The organism is Pseudomonas marincola, from assembly GCF_900682675.2.
In the GTDB taxonomy this organism is placed as follows: Bacteria; Pseudomonadota; Gammaproteobacteria; order Pseudomonadales; family Pseudomonadaceae; genus Aquipseudomonas; species Aquipseudomonas marincola.
This window is the reverse complement of the sequence record NZ_LR215729.2, coordinates 1,458,258-1,475,113: the sequence shown is the minus strand read 5'-3', so window position 1 is coordinate 1,475,113 and position 16,856 is coordinate 1,458,258. Positions and strand designations below refer to the sequence as shown.

General features: G+C 55.6%; 18 protein-coding genes and 1 tRNA gene. 14 read left to right on the top strand and 5 right to left on the bottom strand.

Annotated elements, in window-relative coordinates; translation table 11 throughout:
• Positions 1-67 precede the first annotated feature (67 nt).
• A complete protein-coding gene (locus PMYSY11_RS06805) occupies positions 68-994 on the top strand; it encodes an acetoacetate decarboxylase (ADC) (RefSeq protein ID WP_069901901.1) in 927 nt (308 codons plus the stop codon).
• Between the two features lie 15 nt (positions 995-1,009).
• Here the strand turns inward: PMYSY11_RS06805 and PMYSY11_RS06800 are convergent, their stop codons facing one another.
• Complete coding sequence (locus tag PMYSY11_RS06800) at positions 1,010-1,489, bottom strand: MerR family transcriptional regulator (RefSeq protein WP_048390106.1); 480 nt, start codon at positions 1,487-1,489, stop codon at positions 1,010-1,012.
• A 226-nt stretch (positions 1,490-1,715) separates the two neighbouring features.
• Here PMYSY11_RS06800 and PMYSY11_RS06795 point away from each other — a divergent pair, with 226 nt between their 5' ends.
• The 4 genes from PMYSY11_RS06795 to PMYSY11_RS06780 all read left to right on the top strand — a co-directional run bounded on the left by PMYSY11_RS06795 (position 1,716) and on the right by PMYSY11_RS06780 (position 6,528).
• Positions 1,716-2,546 (top strand): alpha/beta fold hydrolase, encoded by an 831-nt coding sequence (locus PMYSY11_RS06795; protein ID WP_048390108.1) that lies wholly within the window; start codon positions 1,716-1,718, stop codon positions 2,544-2,546.
• A gap of 217 nt (positions 2,547-2,763) precedes the next feature.
• Entirely contained in the window at positions 2,764-3,288 is a 525-nt protein-coding gene (locus PMYSY11_RS06790; RefSeq protein WP_150549661.1) for an RNA polymerase sigma factor, read from the top strand.
• Positions 3,285-4,118, top strand: a complete 834-nt coding sequence (locus PMYSY11_RS06785; protein WP_150548683.1) for a FecR family protein — start codon at positions 3,285-3,287, stop codon at positions 4,116-4,118. Before PMYSY11_RS06790 ends, PMYSY11_RS06785 begins: the two co-directional genes overlap by 4 nt.
• An 82-nt stretch (positions 4,119-4,200) precedes the next feature.
• Complete coding sequence (locus tag PMYSY11_RS06780) at positions 4,201-6,528, top strand: TonB-dependent siderophore receptor (protein WP_150548682.1); 2,328 nt, start codon at positions 4,201-4,203, stop codon at positions 6,526-6,528.
• 177 nt (positions 6,529-6,705) lie between these two features.
• Here the strand turns inward: PMYSY11_RS06780 and PMYSY11_RS06775 are convergent, their stop codons facing one another.
• Positions 6,706-7,632: a LysR substrate-binding domain-containing protein gene (locus PMYSY11_RS06775; RefSeq protein WP_069901534.1), complete on the bottom strand. Its 927-nt coding sequence runs from the start codon at positions 7,630-7,632 to the stop codon at positions 6,706-6,708.
• 152 nt (positions 7,633-7,784) lie between these two features.
• Between PMYSY11_RS06775 and PMYSY11_RS06770 the strand changes: the two genes are divergently transcribed.
• Genes PMYSY11_RS06770 through PMYSY11_RS06745 form a run of 6 tightly spaced genes read left to right on the top strand, consistent with a single transcriptional unit; the run spans position 7,785 to position 12,151 of the window.
• On the top strand, positions 7,785-8,906 hold the full coding sequence (locus PMYSY11_RS06770; protein WP_150548681.1) for an NAD(P)/FAD-dependent oxidoreductase: 1,122 nt from the start codon (positions 7,785-7,787) through the stop codon (positions 8,904-8,906).
• A complete protein-coding gene (locus PMYSY11_RS06765) occupies positions 8,896-9,234 on the top strand; it encodes a (2Fe-2S)-binding protein (RefSeq protein ID WP_150548680.1) in 339 nt (112 codons plus the stop codon). Before PMYSY11_RS06770 ends, PMYSY11_RS06765 begins: the two co-directional genes overlap by 11 nt.
• Positions 9,224-10,630 carry an NAD(P)/FAD-dependent oxidoreductase gene (locus PMYSY11_RS06760; RefSeq protein WP_150548679.1) on the top strand — a complete coding sequence of 469 codons (1,407 nt, stop codon included), beginning with the start codon at positions 9,224-9,226 and terminating at the stop codon, positions 10,628-10,630. Before PMYSY11_RS06765 ends, PMYSY11_RS06760 begins: the two co-directional genes overlap by 11 nt.
• Positions 10,627-10,977 (top strand): RidA family protein, encoded by a 351-nt coding sequence (locus tag PMYSY11_RS06755; protein ID WP_150548678.1) that lies wholly within the window; start codon positions 10,627-10,629, stop codon positions 10,975-10,977. The genes PMYSY11_RS06760 and PMYSY11_RS06755 overlap by 4 nt, the downstream gene beginning before the upstream one ends.
• 47 nt (positions 10,978-11,024) lie before the next feature.
• Positions 11,025-11,801 (top strand): ABC transporter substrate-binding protein, encoded by a 777-nt coding sequence (locus PMYSY11_RS06750; protein ID WP_079235628.1) that lies wholly within the window; start codon positions 11,025-11,027, stop codon positions 11,799-11,801.
• Positions 11,802-11,809: 8 nt separating this feature from the next.
• Positions 11,810-12,151: a hypothetical protein gene (locus tag PMYSY11_RS06745; protein WP_069901529.1), complete on the top strand. Its 342-nt coding sequence runs from the start codon at positions 11,810-11,812 to the stop codon at positions 12,149-12,151.
• Positions 12,152-12,231: 80 nt separating this feature from the next.
• Here PMYSY11_RS06745 and PMYSY11_RS06740 read toward each other — a convergent pair whose 3' ends face one another.
• Positions 12,232-12,696, bottom strand: coding sequence for a MarR family winged helix-turn-helix transcriptional regulator (locus PMYSY11_RS06740; protein WP_090513399.1), 465 nt, complete (start codon positions 12,694-12,696; stop codon positions 12,232-12,234).
• Between the two features lie 256 nt (positions 12,697-12,952).
• On the opposite strand from PMYSY11_RS06740, the gene PMYSY11_RS06735 reads away from it, so the two are divergent.
• Together PMYSY11_RS06735 and PMYSY11_RS06730 are read left to right on the top strand one after the other, a co-directional pair.
• Positions 12,953-13,906 carry a PDR/VanB family oxidoreductase gene (locus PMYSY11_RS06735; RefSeq protein ID WP_150548677.1) on the top strand — a complete coding sequence of 318 codons (954 nt, stop codon included), beginning with the start codon at positions 12,953-12,955 and terminating at the stop codon, positions 13,904-13,906.
• Positions 13,907-13,943: 37 nt separating this feature from the next.
• Positions 13,944-15,026, top strand: a complete 1,083-nt coding sequence (locus tag PMYSY11_RS06730; protein WP_150548676.1) for an aromatic ring-hydroxylating oxygenase subunit alpha — start codon at positions 13,944-13,946, stop codon at positions 15,024-15,026.
• 61 nt (positions 15,027-15,087) lie between these two features.
• Here the strand turns inward: PMYSY11_RS06730 and PMYSY11_RS06725 are convergent.
• Positions 15,088-15,163 (bottom strand) — tRNA-Thr (locus PMYSY11_RS06725).
• Between the two features lie 115 nt (positions 15,164-15,278).
• Complete coding sequence (locus PMYSY11_RS06720) at positions 15,279-16,121, bottom strand: CvfB family protein (protein ID WP_090513595.1); 843 nt, start codon at positions 16,119-16,121, stop codon at positions 15,279-15,281.
• 321 nt (positions 16,122-16,442) lie between these two features.
• Between PMYSY11_RS06720 and PMYSY11_RS06715 the strand changes: the two genes are divergently transcribed.
• The gene (locus PMYSY11_RS06715; RefSeq protein ID WP_170827792.1) at positions 16,443-16,631 is read left to right on the top strand and encodes a hypothetical protein; all 189 of its coding nucleotides are present in this window, start codon (positions 16,443-16,445) and stop codon (positions 16,629-16,631) included.
• Positions 16,632-16,856: the final 225 nt, after the last annotated feature.

Below are 16,856 nucleotides of genomic sequence, written 5' to 3'. Positions count from 1 at the left end.
AAGCGCCGTATTAACAGGATTGCTGTTCAGCTCAATTGCCAACCATGCGTTGGCGGGGACGCCTGAAATGCTCAGCCCGACTGAAACCAACACAATCGATATCGCAGGCCACACAGTGCCGGTCGTCAAGGGCGGCTTGTACGACCGTTATCGCTCGAATCCTCCCTTGTCGGTGATTGCAGCAGAACTGCCGGGTGTTGATTTGAGCTGGTTCAAAGGACTGGAAAAGCACAAGGTAGACATTGGCTTCGAGTCATACTCTCCGAACTTTTATTACCAGAACAGTCGGGTAACGGCTGTTTACACGGCCGACCTGGACGCACTTCGGGCATTGATGCCGCCGGAAGTATTGGCAACCGTACACCCCCTGCAAATCTGGCCGGGTCGCGGCTTGATTGCGTTTACCGCGTACACCTATGAGCATTGTGATAACGACGCCTATAACGAAGTGGCCGTGTCGATCATTACCAACAAGCCAGGCAAAGCCAATCTGGGCCCGTTCACACTGATTGGCCAGTCGATGTCTGGCGACTTCTGGGGCTATGTGCTCAAGCTGCCGGTCAATACCGAGCTTGCACGGGTGCGCGGTGTCGTCGGTTACAACCTGCCTAAATGGCTGACCGGTATTGACCGCAAAGAAGATGCCCAATCTGTGGTCTATGACATCACCGACAGCCAGACCGGAAAAGTCGACGTGTCCTTCAAAGCGAAGAAACTCGACAACCTCTCTCGCGATGTCGACATCGTCACCAGCAGCTTCACCAATCTCGATCATCAGGGCCAACTGGCATACGGGTATGCGGTTTCCCGCCAGCTCAGTCACGGCTCCAGCCGCGACGCTGATTCGGTCACCCTCACGCTGGGCGACGGCAGTCTGTCGAATTACCTCCGTGCCATGAAGCTGGGGAAAATGATGAAGTACGAATACGTGCCAGAGTTCCAGAGTGCGCTTTATGCGCCCAAGCCACTCGCCAGCCTGATTGGCGAGCGCTGAGACCTTTTGCGCCTGTCAGGCTCCGGAAGCCTGACGGGTGTGTTTTTTTGTAGAAGACGTTACCGCGGGCCTATCTGAAGCTTTGCCAACCCCCTCTTCACGCAGACGATTTATCAGCATTTGAGCATTATCCCCACACGCCATGCCGTCGGGTTTATCTTCGATGCCCTTGATGACGACCAGAAGTTGAGCTTTGTTTTGCGCTAGCCGCTCCTGCAGAACGCTGATTTCTTCCACCTTTTGCTTAAGTCCAGTGAGCAACTCGTCGTGCCGCCAGCCACTGGCATTCATCGGCATCAGTTGCCGAATCTCCTCCAATGAGAAACCTGCCGCTTGTGCGCCGGTGATGAGTTCCAGTACCCATTCGGTATCGGGCGCGTAGTCCCGGTAGCCATTAGCCTTGCGCTCAACGGAGCTGATCAAGCCACTGGCCTCATAGAAACGGATGCGTGACGGTGCCAGTCCGCTAATTTTCGCCAGTTCGCCTATTCTCATACATCACCCTGAAAAATCTATTGACCTTAAAGTTGACTTTAAACCTAAAGTCATCGAGCGGCCAAGCGCAACGTGTGACTTGGTCGTCATGGCGTTCGTGAGTAAGCGCAGGCTAATCCAGCAACGCACTCTGAACTGCCACCGGAAGGGCTGCATGCTATTAACTCAAGGCCATGATCGGAACGCGATTCGATGAAGGCCTCCACTTCATTCAGGAGATACGAACATGGGGTATGTCACTACAAGAGATGGTGTTGAAATCTTCTACAAAGACTGGGGGCCACGCGATGCCCAGGTCATCTTCTTTCACCACGGATGGCCACTGAGCGCGGATGATTGGGACGCGCAAATGCTCTTTTTCCTGGGTGCCGGTTACCGGGTTGTAGCACACGATCGGCGCGGTCACGGGCGATCCAGCCAGGTCTGGGATGGACACGACATGGACCACTACGCCGACGACGTCGCGGCCGTAGTTGATCACCTGGGTGTACAAGGCGCAGTTCACGTCGGGCACTCCACCGGCGGCGGTGAAGTCGTTCACTATATCGCTCGCCATGGCGAAGACCGCGTCTCGAAAGCGGCCATCATCAGTGCCGTGCCACCGCTGATGGTCCAGACACCGACCAATCCTGGCGGCCTGCCGAAGTCAGTGTTCGACGACTTGCAGGCACAACTGAAAGCCAACCGGGCACAGTTTTACCACGACGTTCCTGCAGGGCCTTTCTATGGCTATAACCGCCCGGGTGCAAAGACCTCCGAGGGCATTGTCTTGAACTGGTGGCGACAAGGCATGATGGGATGTGCACAAGCACACTATGACGGGATAGTGGCGTTTTCTCAGACCGACTTCACCGAAGATTTGAAGAGCATCAAGATCCCCGTCCTGGTAATGCATGGTGATGATGACCAGATCGTGCCTTATGAAAATGCAGGGGTTTTGTCGGCCAAACTTCTGCAAAACAGTACGTTGAAAATCTACCCGGGCTTCCCTCATGGAATGCCGACAACCAACGCCGAGACGATTAACGCAGATCTGCTGGCATTCGTGCGGAGCTAAAAAATGGGGCGGGTTAATCCCGCCCTTTTTCCCCTTGCGACTCCAAGATCAGATTTTGAATTCCGCAAAGTGCATAAGAAATGCGTTAACTGATTGTCCGCTATTGGCCGATTTCGGACCACCGCGGCCAACTGCTCCCGAAACAGACAAACGACCCTGTCAATACAAAGAATTATCATTTATATTCGCATCTAAATCGCATTGCCTCAGGCCCCGCATGTCGCTGGAGTCCGCTAAATCCTCTCTTATCAGCACGCTGGTGCGTCATTACGACGAGCTGGTCGAGCGCGTTCGCCGGCGTTTTGGTGACGGTGGTTTTGCCCATGAGGTGATCCACGATGTTTGTGTTCAACTCCTCGAAAAGCAGCAAAAGGAGCAACCGCGAACGCCTTTGGCTCTGCTGCACAAGATTTCTCACGATCAGGCTATCAGCCGTTACCGCAGTGAACGCCGGCGCCAGGCGTGGATTGTCACCCTGCCCGATCTGCCTGAGCGCGAATCTGAGGCACCCTGCGCTGTTCGGCAATACGCCGCGAGCGAGGAGCTGGAGTTGCTCACCCAGGCCATTGAAGCACTGCCGCCGCGCTGCCAAATGGTTTTTGTTATGCATAAAATCCATGAACTGCCGCAAGCGGAAGTTGCCAGACAAATGGGAATTTCCTTGAAGACAGTGGAGAAACACCTGCGGCTGGGGCTGGCGGCTTGCCGCGCGCACCTTGGTCGCACGACGTTAGAACCATGAACAAAGCCAAGTCAGCCATGCCCAAACAATCGCCGGACGATGAGCTGCTGGCCCGTCATCGTGACGCGCTGCGCAATCGTTTTCCGCTGCCTACGCCCAAGCCCCGAAAAAAGGCCAAATCAGCAAGCGCTGCGGCCTGTGTTCTGTTGCTGGCGGCGGGCTTGGTGTGGCTGGATCCGGCTTATCACCGCGAGCAGTTCCGCGCGCCCCAGGGCGAGCACCTGCAGGTGCAGTTATCCGATGGCAGCCAGATAATGCTGGAGCGCAATAGCCGCATCACGGTTGAGTGGCACTTACGTTCCCGGCGCGTGCAGCTTGAGCAGGGACAGGCAATGTTCGATGTCGCTAAAACGGTTGTCCGGCCGTTCCAGGTGACTGCTGGTGAGGCCCGTGTTCAGGTGCTGGGCACGCTTTTCAGCGTTGCTGACTTCAACCAAAACGTGCGTGTCACGCTGGTACGCGGGCGTGTTTCGGTAAGCACTCGCGACGATCCAGAGCACAGTGTGACGCTGCTGCCTGATCAACAGATAGACGTGTCGAAAAACCAATTACAGCAAGCAGTGCCTGTCGATGTGAACGCTGCGAACGCCTGGCAAAACGACCAACTGGTGTTTGATCACACGCCACTGGCAGAGGTGCTGATGCTAATTCAGCGCTACTCCCCTCGCCCGGTCATTCTTGATGAACCAAGCCTGGCCAACCTTACACTGAGCGGTGTGTTCGATACGCGTAACGTTGACGCGCTGCTCAGCGCCCTGCCCGAAGTTTTGCCAATCGCCCTCAACAGCGCAGCCGATGGCGAGATTCACGTCGTGGGCAAGGCTAAATAATAATATTTTCGGTTGGAGGTAGGGTTTTGGTCTGCCCATGACGGCTTATAGGTCAGACCCTACATTCCAAGGAAAATAATTAATGAAGCACCGCCTGCCCTTGCAGTTGTCAGCACTCACCTTCAGCTTACTGCTCGCCATCTCGGCGCAGGCTCAGGAGGCTGTCGAGCTGGACTTGCCCAGCGCCTCTCTGGACCAAGCCCTGAATACTCTGGCCCGCCAAACATCGGTACAGATCCTGTTCGCCAGTGACATTACCGCAGGTAAAACCGCACCCGCCATCAAGGGCCGCTACACACCCGAGCAAGCACTGGAGCAGCTGTTGAATAACAGTGGCCTGCAATCAAATGCGCGCGGCGAGCAGACATTCATCATTGCCCCGGCAGAATCGGCGACTGCGCATAACCCCACTGAAACTACGCAACTTGGCAGCATGGTAATCAAGGGCGATGTTCTCGGCGGCGCGACCGACTCTGAAATTTTAAGCTACTCAGGCAGCCGCTCCAGCGTCAAATCTGCCGACCTGACAAAGGCCAGTGTGCGCGGCGTCGATGACGCATTGCAGCGTGTACCCGGAGTCAAGATATTCGATGAAACCGGGACCGGCGCACTGCCACAAATAGCGGTACGCGGGCTGTATGAAAGTCGCAGTGGGCGGGTGCAAGCGTTGTCCGACGGCGTACCACTCGCTCTCGCACCTTACGGCCAAACAGGGCTTTCGCTGTTCCCGGTCACCCTGGCGACCGTCGACAGACTAGATGTTGTGCGCGGCGGTGCAGCCGTCCAGTACGGCCCAAACAACGTGGGCGGGGTGATTAATTTCATCAGCAAACCTATTCCACGCCAAACAGAAACGACCCTGCAGGAGAGAATCACCTTTAACGCGGGGGGCCGTCAGCTTTGGGATTCCTACCTGGGCACCGGCGGTTACCTCACCGACAACTTCGGTTTACAGCTCGACCTGAACACCATCAACGGAGAAACCGGCCGCGAGCATTCGGATACCGATATCCAGAACTACCGTCTGCGCGGCCAGTGGGATATCAATGACAACAGCGACTTGAGCTTCGGCTTACAGCACTACAAAGCCGACATGGATCTGGCCGGTGCTCTGAGTGTTGAGGACTATAAAGACGACCCACGGCAGTCAACGCGGCCACTGGATCGCTTTGAAGGTGATACCGACCGGGTATGGGGAACCTACACCCAACAATTTGGCGCAGCGGGCCCTTTCGATTCGATTGAATTCAGCTGGACCAACTTCGCGCACAACAGCTATCGCAACTTCATCATTGGCCTGCCCTTCACCCCGGACGGTACAGCCGCAACCAAGCAGGACGCTCCGCGCGACTTCAAAGTATGGGGCAGTGAGCCGCGCCTGAGCATGACCATGGACGGTGAAAGCGTCAGCCAAACCTGGCTATTGGGCGCGCGCTACGTCAAGGAAGACATCGACTACGAAGTCAACCGACAGAGCCTCGCGACCGGCCAAACTCAGGCCTTCCGGGACTGGACTTTCAATGATGACGCCAAAGCCTTTTACCTGAGTAACGCCATCAGCCTGTTCGACAACCAGCTCACCATCACACCCGGCGTTCGGTACGAGCACGCCACCATGAATTACGACGATGGCATCACCGGCTTCAAAAACGAAAACGTCGCCAAGGAGTGGCTACCCGGCTTGACCCTTGGCTGGCAGGCCAGTGAGGAATGGTTCATCTACGCCAATGCGCAAAAATCCCTGCGCCCGCCGCAGGTTACCCAAATCGTCAAGGAAGGCGACGTTGGCGCTGAACTGGCGTGGAATTATGAAACGGGTGTGCGCTACACGCCATGGCAAGGCTTGCGCGTTGACATGGGCCTCTACCGCATCGACTTCGATGACCAGATCTCCTACAACGCCACCACAGACCGCTTCGAAAACCTTGGCAGCACCCGTCATCAAGGTCTCGAAACAGAAGTGTTCTGGACGCCAAGCGCCCTGCCGCAACTGGATCTGCATGCCAGCTATGCCTATCTGGACGCCGAGCAGCGCAACGGCAGTTTCAAGGGCAACGACGTGCCCTTCGCCTCCAAAAATCAATTCTCCATCGACGGCCGCTACCGCTTCGCCGAATACTGGACCTACAGCCTCGACGGACTTTACGTCAGCAGCGCCTACACCGATGCCGCGAACACCACCGATGAAAACAGCATCGCCTCGGTAGGGGAACTGCCCGCCTATTGGCTGTGGAACACGGCTATTGAGCGTGAGTTCAAGCTTCAGGACCAGAGTGTTCTAACGGCGTCTGCGGGCGTGAGCAACTTGTTCAACCGCGAGTATTACTTCCGCGGCATCGACACCAGCCCTTGGGGCCGCCAACCGGCGCCCGAGCGTTCGTTGACGCTCGGCGTTAATTATCGTTTCTGAGGGGGGAAAAGTTTGCAGGAGACAGGGAGTAATTGGGGCAAGCCTCAATTGCTCCCTGTCTAATCAGTGGCGCAACCTATACAGCCTCCCGGATGCATTGGGAAGCTCTGCTGCAGGCGTAGATTCAAATCACACAGTCATTCAATCAGCTATATAGGTCGGGATTATTCATCCCGGTCATTTTACGATGCCAATGGTGTCGCCCAGAAAACTGCCTTTCACCTCACGGTCAACGAACTCGCGCATATGCGAGACGAAACTCTGCTGGATGTTTGAGAGCCGGCCCTGAGAAGGCATTAGCATATTGAAATCAACCTCAATGGACGGCGCAAAAGGACGAAACACAACCCCCTGCCCCTTGTACTCCAGCGCACTGATCGCATCGACCAACGCCAAGCCAGCGCCCAGTTCAACAAATGCGCACATGGGCGCAGACAATTGCGTTTCCAACTGAAGCCTGCGCGACACGCCATGCGCTGAAAATATGGCATCGATGTGGTGTCTGGAGCCGACCGCGCTCGGATAGGAGATAAAGGCCTCGCCTTCAAGGTCTTCCGGAACCACAACAGATTTCTCTTGCAGTCGATGCCCGGCAGGCATTGCACAGAGCAAATTCGATCGCAGCAGTTGTTCGCCGCGCGGGCACAGATAAGTACTGGGCTCCGCAATAAAACCCAGATCACAACGTTGCCCGATCACCTGATCCACAACTTCTTCAGACGACTGCACGACCAGACACACCTGCGCATGGGGATGTTGCTCGACAAACGCGCAAATGGCCCGCGGTAAAAATGAAAGACCCAGTGCCGGCGCGCAGACGATGCGCAGCGACCCGCGGGTGAGGCTGCAGATTTCTCTCGCCGCGCGGGCGATACGCTCAACACCGACCAGAGAGCGCTGAACCTCTTCATACAACACCAGTGCTTCCGGAGTCGGTCGCAGTCGGCCCTTGATGCGGTCGAAGAGCGGGAAGCCAATATCTTCCTCAAGCGCTGAAATCAACCGAGTCGCGGCCGGTTGAGAAATGTGCAGCGCTTCTGCCGCACGCGTCACCGTCTCTCCCACGATGACTGCCCGGAACGCTTCAAGCTGACGAAGGTTCATTCAGCAACCCATAACAAATAAACATAGGCTTCATAAAATAAAGCATTTTTCAGTTACCGATAAGCCCCATAGGATTGATCTAAACCAATAGAGCCTCCGCGATCAGTGGCCTATATGAATCTTAGCGCCATAAAATAATGAGCAATCAACCTATGCACAAATCGCAAACAGTTGTCGTCGGTGGCGGCCTTTTGGGCATGACCATCGCTTACGGGCTTGCGCTCAAAGGGCAACAGGTTTGCGTTTTGGACGAGGGCGACAGCGCTTTTCGGGCGTCCAGAGGCAACTTCGGCTTGATCTGGGTGCAAAGCAAAGGTTACGGCATGACCCCTTATGCCCACTGGACCCGACAAGCAGCTGCACTATGGCCTGAATTGGCTGGCAAGCTCTTGGCCGATACCGGCATTAATGTGCACCTGCGCCAGAATGGCGGGTATCAGTTGTGTTTGTCGCAAGCCGAGCTCACTGAAGAAGTTCACCGCTTGCAGTGGCTGCAATCTGCTTTAGGTGACTACCCCTTTGAGGTGCTCGAACCGAATGAATTGCAGAAACGCCTCCCACGGATCGGCCCGGACGTTATCGGCGCCTGCTTCTCCCCCATGGACGGCCACGTTAATCCCCTCAAGCTGTTCAGTGCCTTGCACCACGCCTGCCAAGCACGCGGCGTGCACGTTCTACACAACTATGCCGTCGATGGAATTGAAGCTTTCGGCAACGATTTTCTGATCACATCGAACGCTCGCGAGCTGCGTTGTGAGCAACTGATACTGGCTGCAGGACTGGGAAACAAAACGCTCGGAGCCCACCTTGGGCATGACGTACCAGTAGCCCCTAGCCGTGGACAAATTCTGATTACCGAACGAGTTGAGCCATTCCTTGATATTCCCACATCAACCGTCCGGCAAACCGATGAAGGCACCGTCCAGCTCGGCGACTCGGCCGAGTCCGTCGGTTTCGATGACCGCACCAGCACAGCGGTGATCGCTGACATTGCGGATCGTGCAGTGCGCAGCTTTCCGTGTCTGGCCAACGTCAATCTGGTGCGGGCGTGGGGGGCTTTGCGCGTGATGACCCCGGATGGCGGGCCGATCTATCAAGAGCTGTCACATGCGCCCGGCGCGCACTTGGTGTCCTGCCACAGCGGTGTAACGCTTGCTGCCATGCATGCCCTGCGACTCGCACCGTCAATAGCCACAGGCACTGCGCTGCCGGAACTGGCGTCTTTCGGACTCGGACGATTTAGCGCCAACGCAGAGGTTCATCATGCCCACTGAAAGCTTGTTTACCCCATTAGCCAATGCTCAGTCTTGGGTAACCATCGACTACGAAGGGCATCAGCTCAGGGTTCCGCAAGGTATTTCCATCGCCGCCGCCTTGCTCGCCAGTGGCGTGCGCCACTCGCGTACCACGCCTGTTCAGGGCGCTAACCGTGCACCATTTTGCATGATGGGCGTGTGTTTCGAGTGTCTGGTCGAGGTAAATGGTGTGCCCAACCGCCAAGGCTGTATGACGCTGGTAAGCGACGGCCTCAGGGTTCGACGTCAGCTCGGGGCGCGCAAGCTGGCGCCACTTTGTGCCGAAGGTGACTGCGATGAAAACTAAAGCCGTGGATCTGTTGATTATCGGTGCGGGGCCAGCCGGTATGAGTGCCGCTGTCGAGGCGCGCAACAACGGCTTATCGGTACTGGTGCTGGATGAGCAGCCAGGTCCTGGCGGGCAAATCTACCGCAACATTAGCAACACCGACGCCCAACGTTCACAGATACTCGGCGCTGACTACAGCCATGGGCGTCATTTGGCACAGGCGTTTTTGGCCAGTGATGTCGAGTATGTCGCGCAAGCCTCGGTGTGGCAGGTCACTGATCAGAACCAAGTGCATTATTTGCATCAAGGGCAATCGCGAGTAGCCCAGGGCCAAAGGTTGCTCATCGCAACGGGCGCATACGAGCGTCCAATGCCGATTCCGGGCTGGACCCTGCCTGGCGTCATGACTGCTGGCGCGGGTCAGATATTGCTCAAGAGTGCGGCTATGGTACCTGCCGGCCCTGTCGTTCTTGCAGGGTGCGGGCCTCTGCTCTACCTGCTGGCCGTTCAGTATTTGCAGGCTGGTATTTCCCTTGCAGCACTGGTCGATACCAGTAGACACAGCGACGTGCTCAGTGGTTTGCGCCATATACCTAAAGCCTTGAAGGGCTGGCCGGATCTGCAAAAAGGCCTGTCACTACTCGCAACATTACGTAAAGCCAAAGTTAAGCATTACAGGGGCGCAACAGCGCTGCGTATTGAAGGCAGCGCACAAGCCGAAGCCCTGAGTTTCAGCAGCGGCGGTGATGAATATCGCATTGCCTGCAACCTCGTCATGTTGCATCAGGGCGTAGTGCCTAATACCCAAATCAGCTGGTCTCTGCGTCTGCAGCACCATTGGCAGAACGAGCAATTGTGCTGGCAAGCTGAGCGCAATGCATGGGGCGAAACCAGCACGTCCGGGATATTCATAGCCGGCGATGGCGGCTCCATTGGCGGTGCAATGGCGGCTCAGGCACAAGGACGAATCGCAGCACTGGCTATCGCCTGTCAGCTCGGCCGACTAGACAGCTCCAGCCGGGACAAGCTTGTAAAACCCTACCGGAAGGCGTTGCACCGCTACATGGCGGTGCGCCCTCTCATCGATGCGCTATATCGCCCGCGCGACGAGAACCGCATTCCTGAAGACAACGTAATTGTTTGTCGTTGCGAAGAGGTCACCGCCGGCACCGTACGCAGCCATGTGCGTCTCGGTTGCCTGGGCCCAAATCAGATTAAAGCCTTCAGCCGCTGCGGCATGGGCCCCTGCCAAGGGCGCCAGTGCGGCTTGACCGTAACCGAGATTATTGCCGCCTCCGGCAACGTTAGCGCAAGTGAAGTGGGTTATTACCGCATACGCGCGCCTTTGAAGCCCATCACCCTGAAACAGCTTGCACAACAGCCCAACAAAAACCTCAACCAGGAGTTGTCATGAGCAATATTGAGCATTTCGACAGTAACCCGAAACTAAGCCGGGTTGTTGTTCACCAGGGCGTCGCATGGCTCAGCGGCATCGTCGCCGACGACTGCGGCCAGGACATCAGCGGCCAGACACGACAGGTACTTGCACGACTTGAAGCCCTGCTGGCTTCAGTCGGTAGCGACAAGTCACGCGTGCTCAGTGCCCAGATCTGGATGAAGGAAATGAAGGCCGATGTTGATGCAATGAATGCCGAATGGATCGAATGGTGCGAGACGCCTCCTCCGGCACGCGCTACATGCCAGGTCAGCTTCGACGATCCCGATATTCGCATCGAGCTCATCGCCACCGCCGCCGTCTGAACAATCCAGCAATCCCTAAGCAATAACAACAACACTCTGGAGTTTTCATGAACACGAAAAATATAGTCCGCACGCTGGGCCTGATGACACTGATCGCTATGGGAAGCAATGCTTACGCTGAGAACGGCACCATGCGCGTCGGCATTGAAGCGGCTTACCCGCCCTTCGCGTACAAAACCCCGGACAATAAAATCCAAGGGTTTGATTACGACATTGGCGAAGCCATTTGCGCTGAAATGAAGGTCAAATGCGAATGGGTAGAGGTTGAGTTCGACGGGCTGATTCCTTCACTCAAAGTCCGCAAGATTGATGCAGCCATCTCATCGGTTTCAATCACACCGGACCGCCTTAAATCAGTCGATTTCACCAACAGCTACTACCGCCTTCCCGCGAAGATTGCGGTTCGCAAAGACAGCGCCATCAAAGCAATTCCAGAAGACCTGGCGGGTAAACGCATTGGTGTTCAGCGCTCAACCAACTTCGACCGTTACGCCACAGAACACTTCCAAACAGCAGGTGCCGAAATCATTCGCTACGGCAATCAGGCCGAGATCTTCCTCGACATGCTGGCTGGGCGCCTAGACGCCACCATGGCAGGCTCGATTGCCATTGAAGAAGGCTTGCTGAACAAGCCTGACGGCGAGACGTTCGGGTTCGTAGGCCCCGACTACACCGACACCAAATACTTCGGAATGGGCGCGGGGATTGCCGTGCGCAAAAACAATCCACTGACACAAGAAATCAACCAGGCGCTGACAACCATACGTGCCAATGGGACATACGACTCCATTCGCAAAAAATACTTCTCTTACGATATCTACTGAGAACGGCCGTGCTGCTTTCGCCCCTGGAAATGTTTGCGTTAGAAAAGCTTCTTGAGCAGACAGGCACAAGCGGCCTGGAATTATCGCCCAGTCATTTCAGCGCGCTTGGCCGGGAGTTCACTGCAGCCGGCTTTTACACCCTCATCAAATGCCATGAGCAGCATGAACTCATGCTGCTCGGCAAAGAACTGAGTGTGGCGTTTACCCATCACGCCTTGAAGCGTGGTGGGTACTTTATCTGCTGGCTTGAGGACAACTTCACACTTTGCCTAGAAGGTGTGGCGAACCACCAGGATTGGTCTTCCGAGGTATCACCAGAAAGCCTCGCCATTCTCTGGCGCCAGCCCTAGCCGACCTGTTGCTGCCACTGCCCTGTCGGGCCCTATACGCGCAGCGTCTACGGCCAATTCTTTCCCCTGAATATCGCGCGCTACTCTTTCGGCACCACTGCATTTACTTCTGGCAATTGCCCACTCATGCGGTGCAGGAAGTCGATGAGTACCTCGACCTCGGATTCACTGAAGTTTGCCAGCAGTAACCGCTCCCTTTCGAGGGCTGTTTCCAGCACCCGGTCGTGTAATTCACGCCCTGAAGGGGTGAGCGTTACGGTGTGCCGCCGGGCATCTTTGCTATCGACTTCGGTAGACACAAAGCCTTCGCGCTCGAGCATCTGCAGCGAGCGACTCACAGCACCTTTGTCGAGCCCAATCACCTGAACAATCCGGTTGGCGCTGATGTGATCCTCCACAGCAAGCATTGCCAGCACCCGCCACTCAACGATGCCAATGCCAAAGTGCTTGCGATAGCAGGCGGATGCCCCGCTGGACATGTTGTTGGTGAGGAATGTGAGCAGAGCGGGAACGTAACGTTCGAGATTAAGTGGGGGCTGCGCCATGACAAACGGATCCGCTGATTTATTTTAATTGGTTGACATCGCAACTAAAATTACTAAGATTAGAGTCACTCAAAGATATCGCGTCGGCATCATAGCCCAGGCGCCAGAACAATAAAATTATGAGGCTCATCGCCATGAACAGCCCGCATTGGCTCCCTCCTCCCTGAGCTGAGTCGCGTTTATCACGCGGTCGCTGAAACCGCCTAAATCCATTTTATTTTTCAAACACTGCATTACTGCGGTGGCGGGTACGCTCATGCTCGACGTTTATGTGTCACGTAAAACCACTGAAGCTGAAGATGTTTGCAGCTTCGAATTGACGGCTGCCAATGGCGCGCAATTACCGGCCTTCACCGCGGGCTCGCACATCGATGTGCAAGTTGCGCCAGGGCTGACCCGGCAGTATTCACTGTGCAACCCGCCGCATGAGCGCGAGCGGTATCTGATTGCGGTGCTCAACGAGCCGGCATCTCGTGGTGGCTCCAAGGGCATGCATGTCGACATACCTCAGGGCGCACAGCTGAAGATCGGCGAGCCACGCAACCTTTTCGAGCTCGACCTGACAGCGGAGCATTACGTGCTGTTCGCCGGCGGGATCGGTATTACCCCCATTCTTGCCATGGCGCACGATTTATTGGCAGCCGGAAAGCGTTTCGACCTGCATTACTGCGGCAGATCTAAAGAGCGCCTGGCCTTCCTTGATTTGTTAAGCACGACGCCTTTCGCCAAGCACGTGCATGTTCATGTAGACAACGGCCCAGCCGAACAGCGTCTGGATGCAGCGCAGATACTGCAATCGCCCACAGCAGGCGAGCAACTTTATGTCTGCGGCCCATCCGGGTTTATGGCCCACATTGAGTCAACTGCCAAAGCCTGTGGCTGGCACGATCAGCAGATTCATCGCGAAGATTTTGCGGCCCCTGTGCAGGTGCTTGAGGGGGATCAGCCGTTCGAAGTTGAGTTGACGCGTTCCGGGCAGATCCTGGTGATACCGGCAGAAAAGACCGTACTCGACGTGCTGTTAGAGAACGATATCGAGATCGAAAGCTCCTGCGAGCAAGGCATCTGCGGATCATGCATTACACGGGTTTTAGCCGGTGAGCCGGATCATCGCGATCAATACATGAATGCCAAGGAGCATGCCCTCAACGATTGCTTTACCCCGTGCTGCTCGCGCTCGCTCAGCCCCCGGCTGGTGCTCGATCTGTAACCCCTGACAACAATAAGCCTGATAGTTGGAGAGCCTGATGAATACCTCACACGCCCAGTCGCAAGCCATCGAAATAGGTGCGCCCTCTGAAACGCTACCAAAATTTCCATTGAACCAATGGTACGTAGCAGGCTTTGCCTGGGAGTTGAAAGACAAGCCACTGGGCAGAACCCTGCTTTGCAAACCGATTGTTTTGTTTCGGACTGCCGATGGCCAGGCTGCAGCGCTGGAGGATCGTTGCTGTCACCGCGCTTTACCTCTGTCGCACGGCACGCTTGAGGAACAGGGGCTGCGTTGCGGTTATCACGGTTTGCTGTTCAACGGCTCAGGCCAGTGCCTGGAAGTGCCGGGGCAAGCCAAAATCCCTTCAAAAGCCAAGGTGCCAGCGTTCCACGTAAGAGAACGTGACCAGATTATCTGGATCTGGTTTGGCAGCCCAAATCAGCCAGAGCCGACAAGCGAGCCGCCAGCGTATGACATTCATAGCAGTGGTGAGTATCTCTTTGACGGCGACGTCTATCACTACGATGCGCCTTACCAGCTCATCCACGACAACCTGCTGGACTTGAGCCATCTGGGTTACGTGCACCTGCGCACTATTGGGGGTAATGCAAGCGTGCACATGAATGCGCAAATGAACGTTGAAAGCACCGACACCAGCGTGACGGTGACCCGCCATATGCCGGGCTCGGTTCCGCCGCCGACCTATTCGGCGGCCTACCCCTTCAAAGATAAAATTGATCGCTGGCAGGAGATCGAGTTTCACGTATCGCACCTGCGTATCTGGACCGGCGCCATCGATGCGGGCACAGACTCACTGGACAATCCCCAGCGCGAAGGCTTTCACATGCGCGGTTTCCATGGCGTAACGCCCGAAACGGAAACGACCAGCCACTACTTCTGGACGATGGCGACCAACCCAAAGAGCAATGAGCAGGAAATCAAGGCAAAAGTCATTGAGCAGACGGCCATGACCTTCGATGAAGACAAGGTTGTGATCGAAGCCCAGTACCGCAACATGCTTGAGTTTGGCCCAAAGCCGATGGTCGACATTCACGTTGATGTCGGTGCAAACCGCGCGCGCAAGATTATCGAGCAACTGCGTAAGGCAGCTTGCTGATCGGCAGTCGAGGCGGCTCAAACCGCCTCGACTCCGGGCTGGGCGCCGGGGTTGACTCAATTGGTGCCGTTGAGAGGAATTGAACCTCCGACCTACTGATTACGAATCAGTTGCTCTACCAACTGAGCTACAACGGCGCAGAGTGCGGCGCTGGGGTTTGGCGGAGCTTTTTCGCGGCGCTCCCCTGCCTTTGCCAATGGCACTCAAAGACAAGGGAAATTCTAGCAGCGCCCGGGCCAACGGCCAGAGGGATTACTTGCGCAGCAATTCCAGATAGTCGGCATGAATAGCGATATGGCCGTCTTTATACAGACCGCCAATGGCCTTCTTGAAGTTGCCCTTGCTCACGCGGAACATGGCGCTGATGGCCTCGGGGGAGCTCTTGTCGCTGAGGTCCAGACGGCCATCGTTTTCGCGCAGTTTGCTGAGAATCTGCTGGGCCAGGCTGCCGGCTGCTTCTTCACCGATTGGCTGCAGGCTCAGGCTGATCTTGCCGTCGCCGCGCATCTCCTTGATGAAGCCTTTTTCCTGCATGCCACTGCGCACAAACTTGAACAGTTCGTTCTTGTGGATCAGGCCCCAGTGCTTGCCGTTGATAATGGCCTTGAAGCCCATGTCGGTCTGGTCGGCCACCAGCAAATCGACTTCCTGGCCCGGCTTGTAATTGGCCGGTTCTTTATCCAGATAGCGATCAAGGCGCGCAGTCGCGGTGATGCGTTTGCTGCGTTTATCGAGAAATACGTGCACAACGCAGTAATCGCCCACTTGCAGCGGGCGCTTTTCTTCGGAATGCGGCAGTAGGAGATCTTTCGGTAAACCCCAGTCGAGAAAAAGCCCGACGCGGTTGATATCGACAACCTTGAGGCTGGCAAAACCGCCCACCTGCACTTTCGGCTTCTCGGTGGTGGCGATGTATTTATCTTCACTGTCGAGGTAGACGAATACATTCAGCCAGTCTTCCACCTCGCTCGGTGTGTCGCTGGGGATGTAGCGTTTCGGCAGAAGGATTTCACCTTCCGCGCCACCATCCAGATACAAGCCAAAGTCAGTGTGTTTTACCACCTGCAAGCTATTCATTCGTCCAATCAGGGCCATGCTCATCTACCTCGTTGCAAGGGCGTCATTCTAGCTGATATGGCGTTTATTTTGTTATTTCAAATCAGCGCAAGCCACCAGCCAGCCCAGGTTTAAACGCGACCAGACCGGCGGTTTAAAATAAACCAAGGGTCAAACCGCAGCTCATCTATAATTACAAATAACCATAAATAACAACGACTTATATAAATATAATGATTTTATAAATGCAATATAAACTGAATTTAAAAAAGCCTGCATTTAATTTCGGAGTGTATTTATAAAGATATTGTCAAGTATTTAGTGTACAATCTTCGGCCAAATTAATTTTTAAACAGGTTAATGGCCGTCATGCGCGTAAAAGCATCCAACAGCAAGCCCAAGCCCGCCCCAGCAGTAGAAACCAGCGCTTCGATCGACGCGCAGATTGCTAACTTCCTCAAGGCCGGCGGTGAAATCCAGCAGATCGCCAAAGGCGTCAGCGGCCAGGTCTACGGCGCTAGCAAGCAAATCACCATCGGCAAGAAATAAGCCCGCTCACGCCGACTTATTTACAGCTGATTATTAGGGAGCCTCTGAAAAAGCTAGCGAGCGACGGGAACGCACCGCATGAAAGCTGCACATAGCTGCACTTTCAATCGCCAACCCGAGCGCAGTACTTTTCCAGAGGTTCCTTAGCGTTTTGCTCGCAACGACAAAGCGCTGACTACCGCTCCAGCCCACGACCCCACCGCCCCACATATATTTGCAACGGCT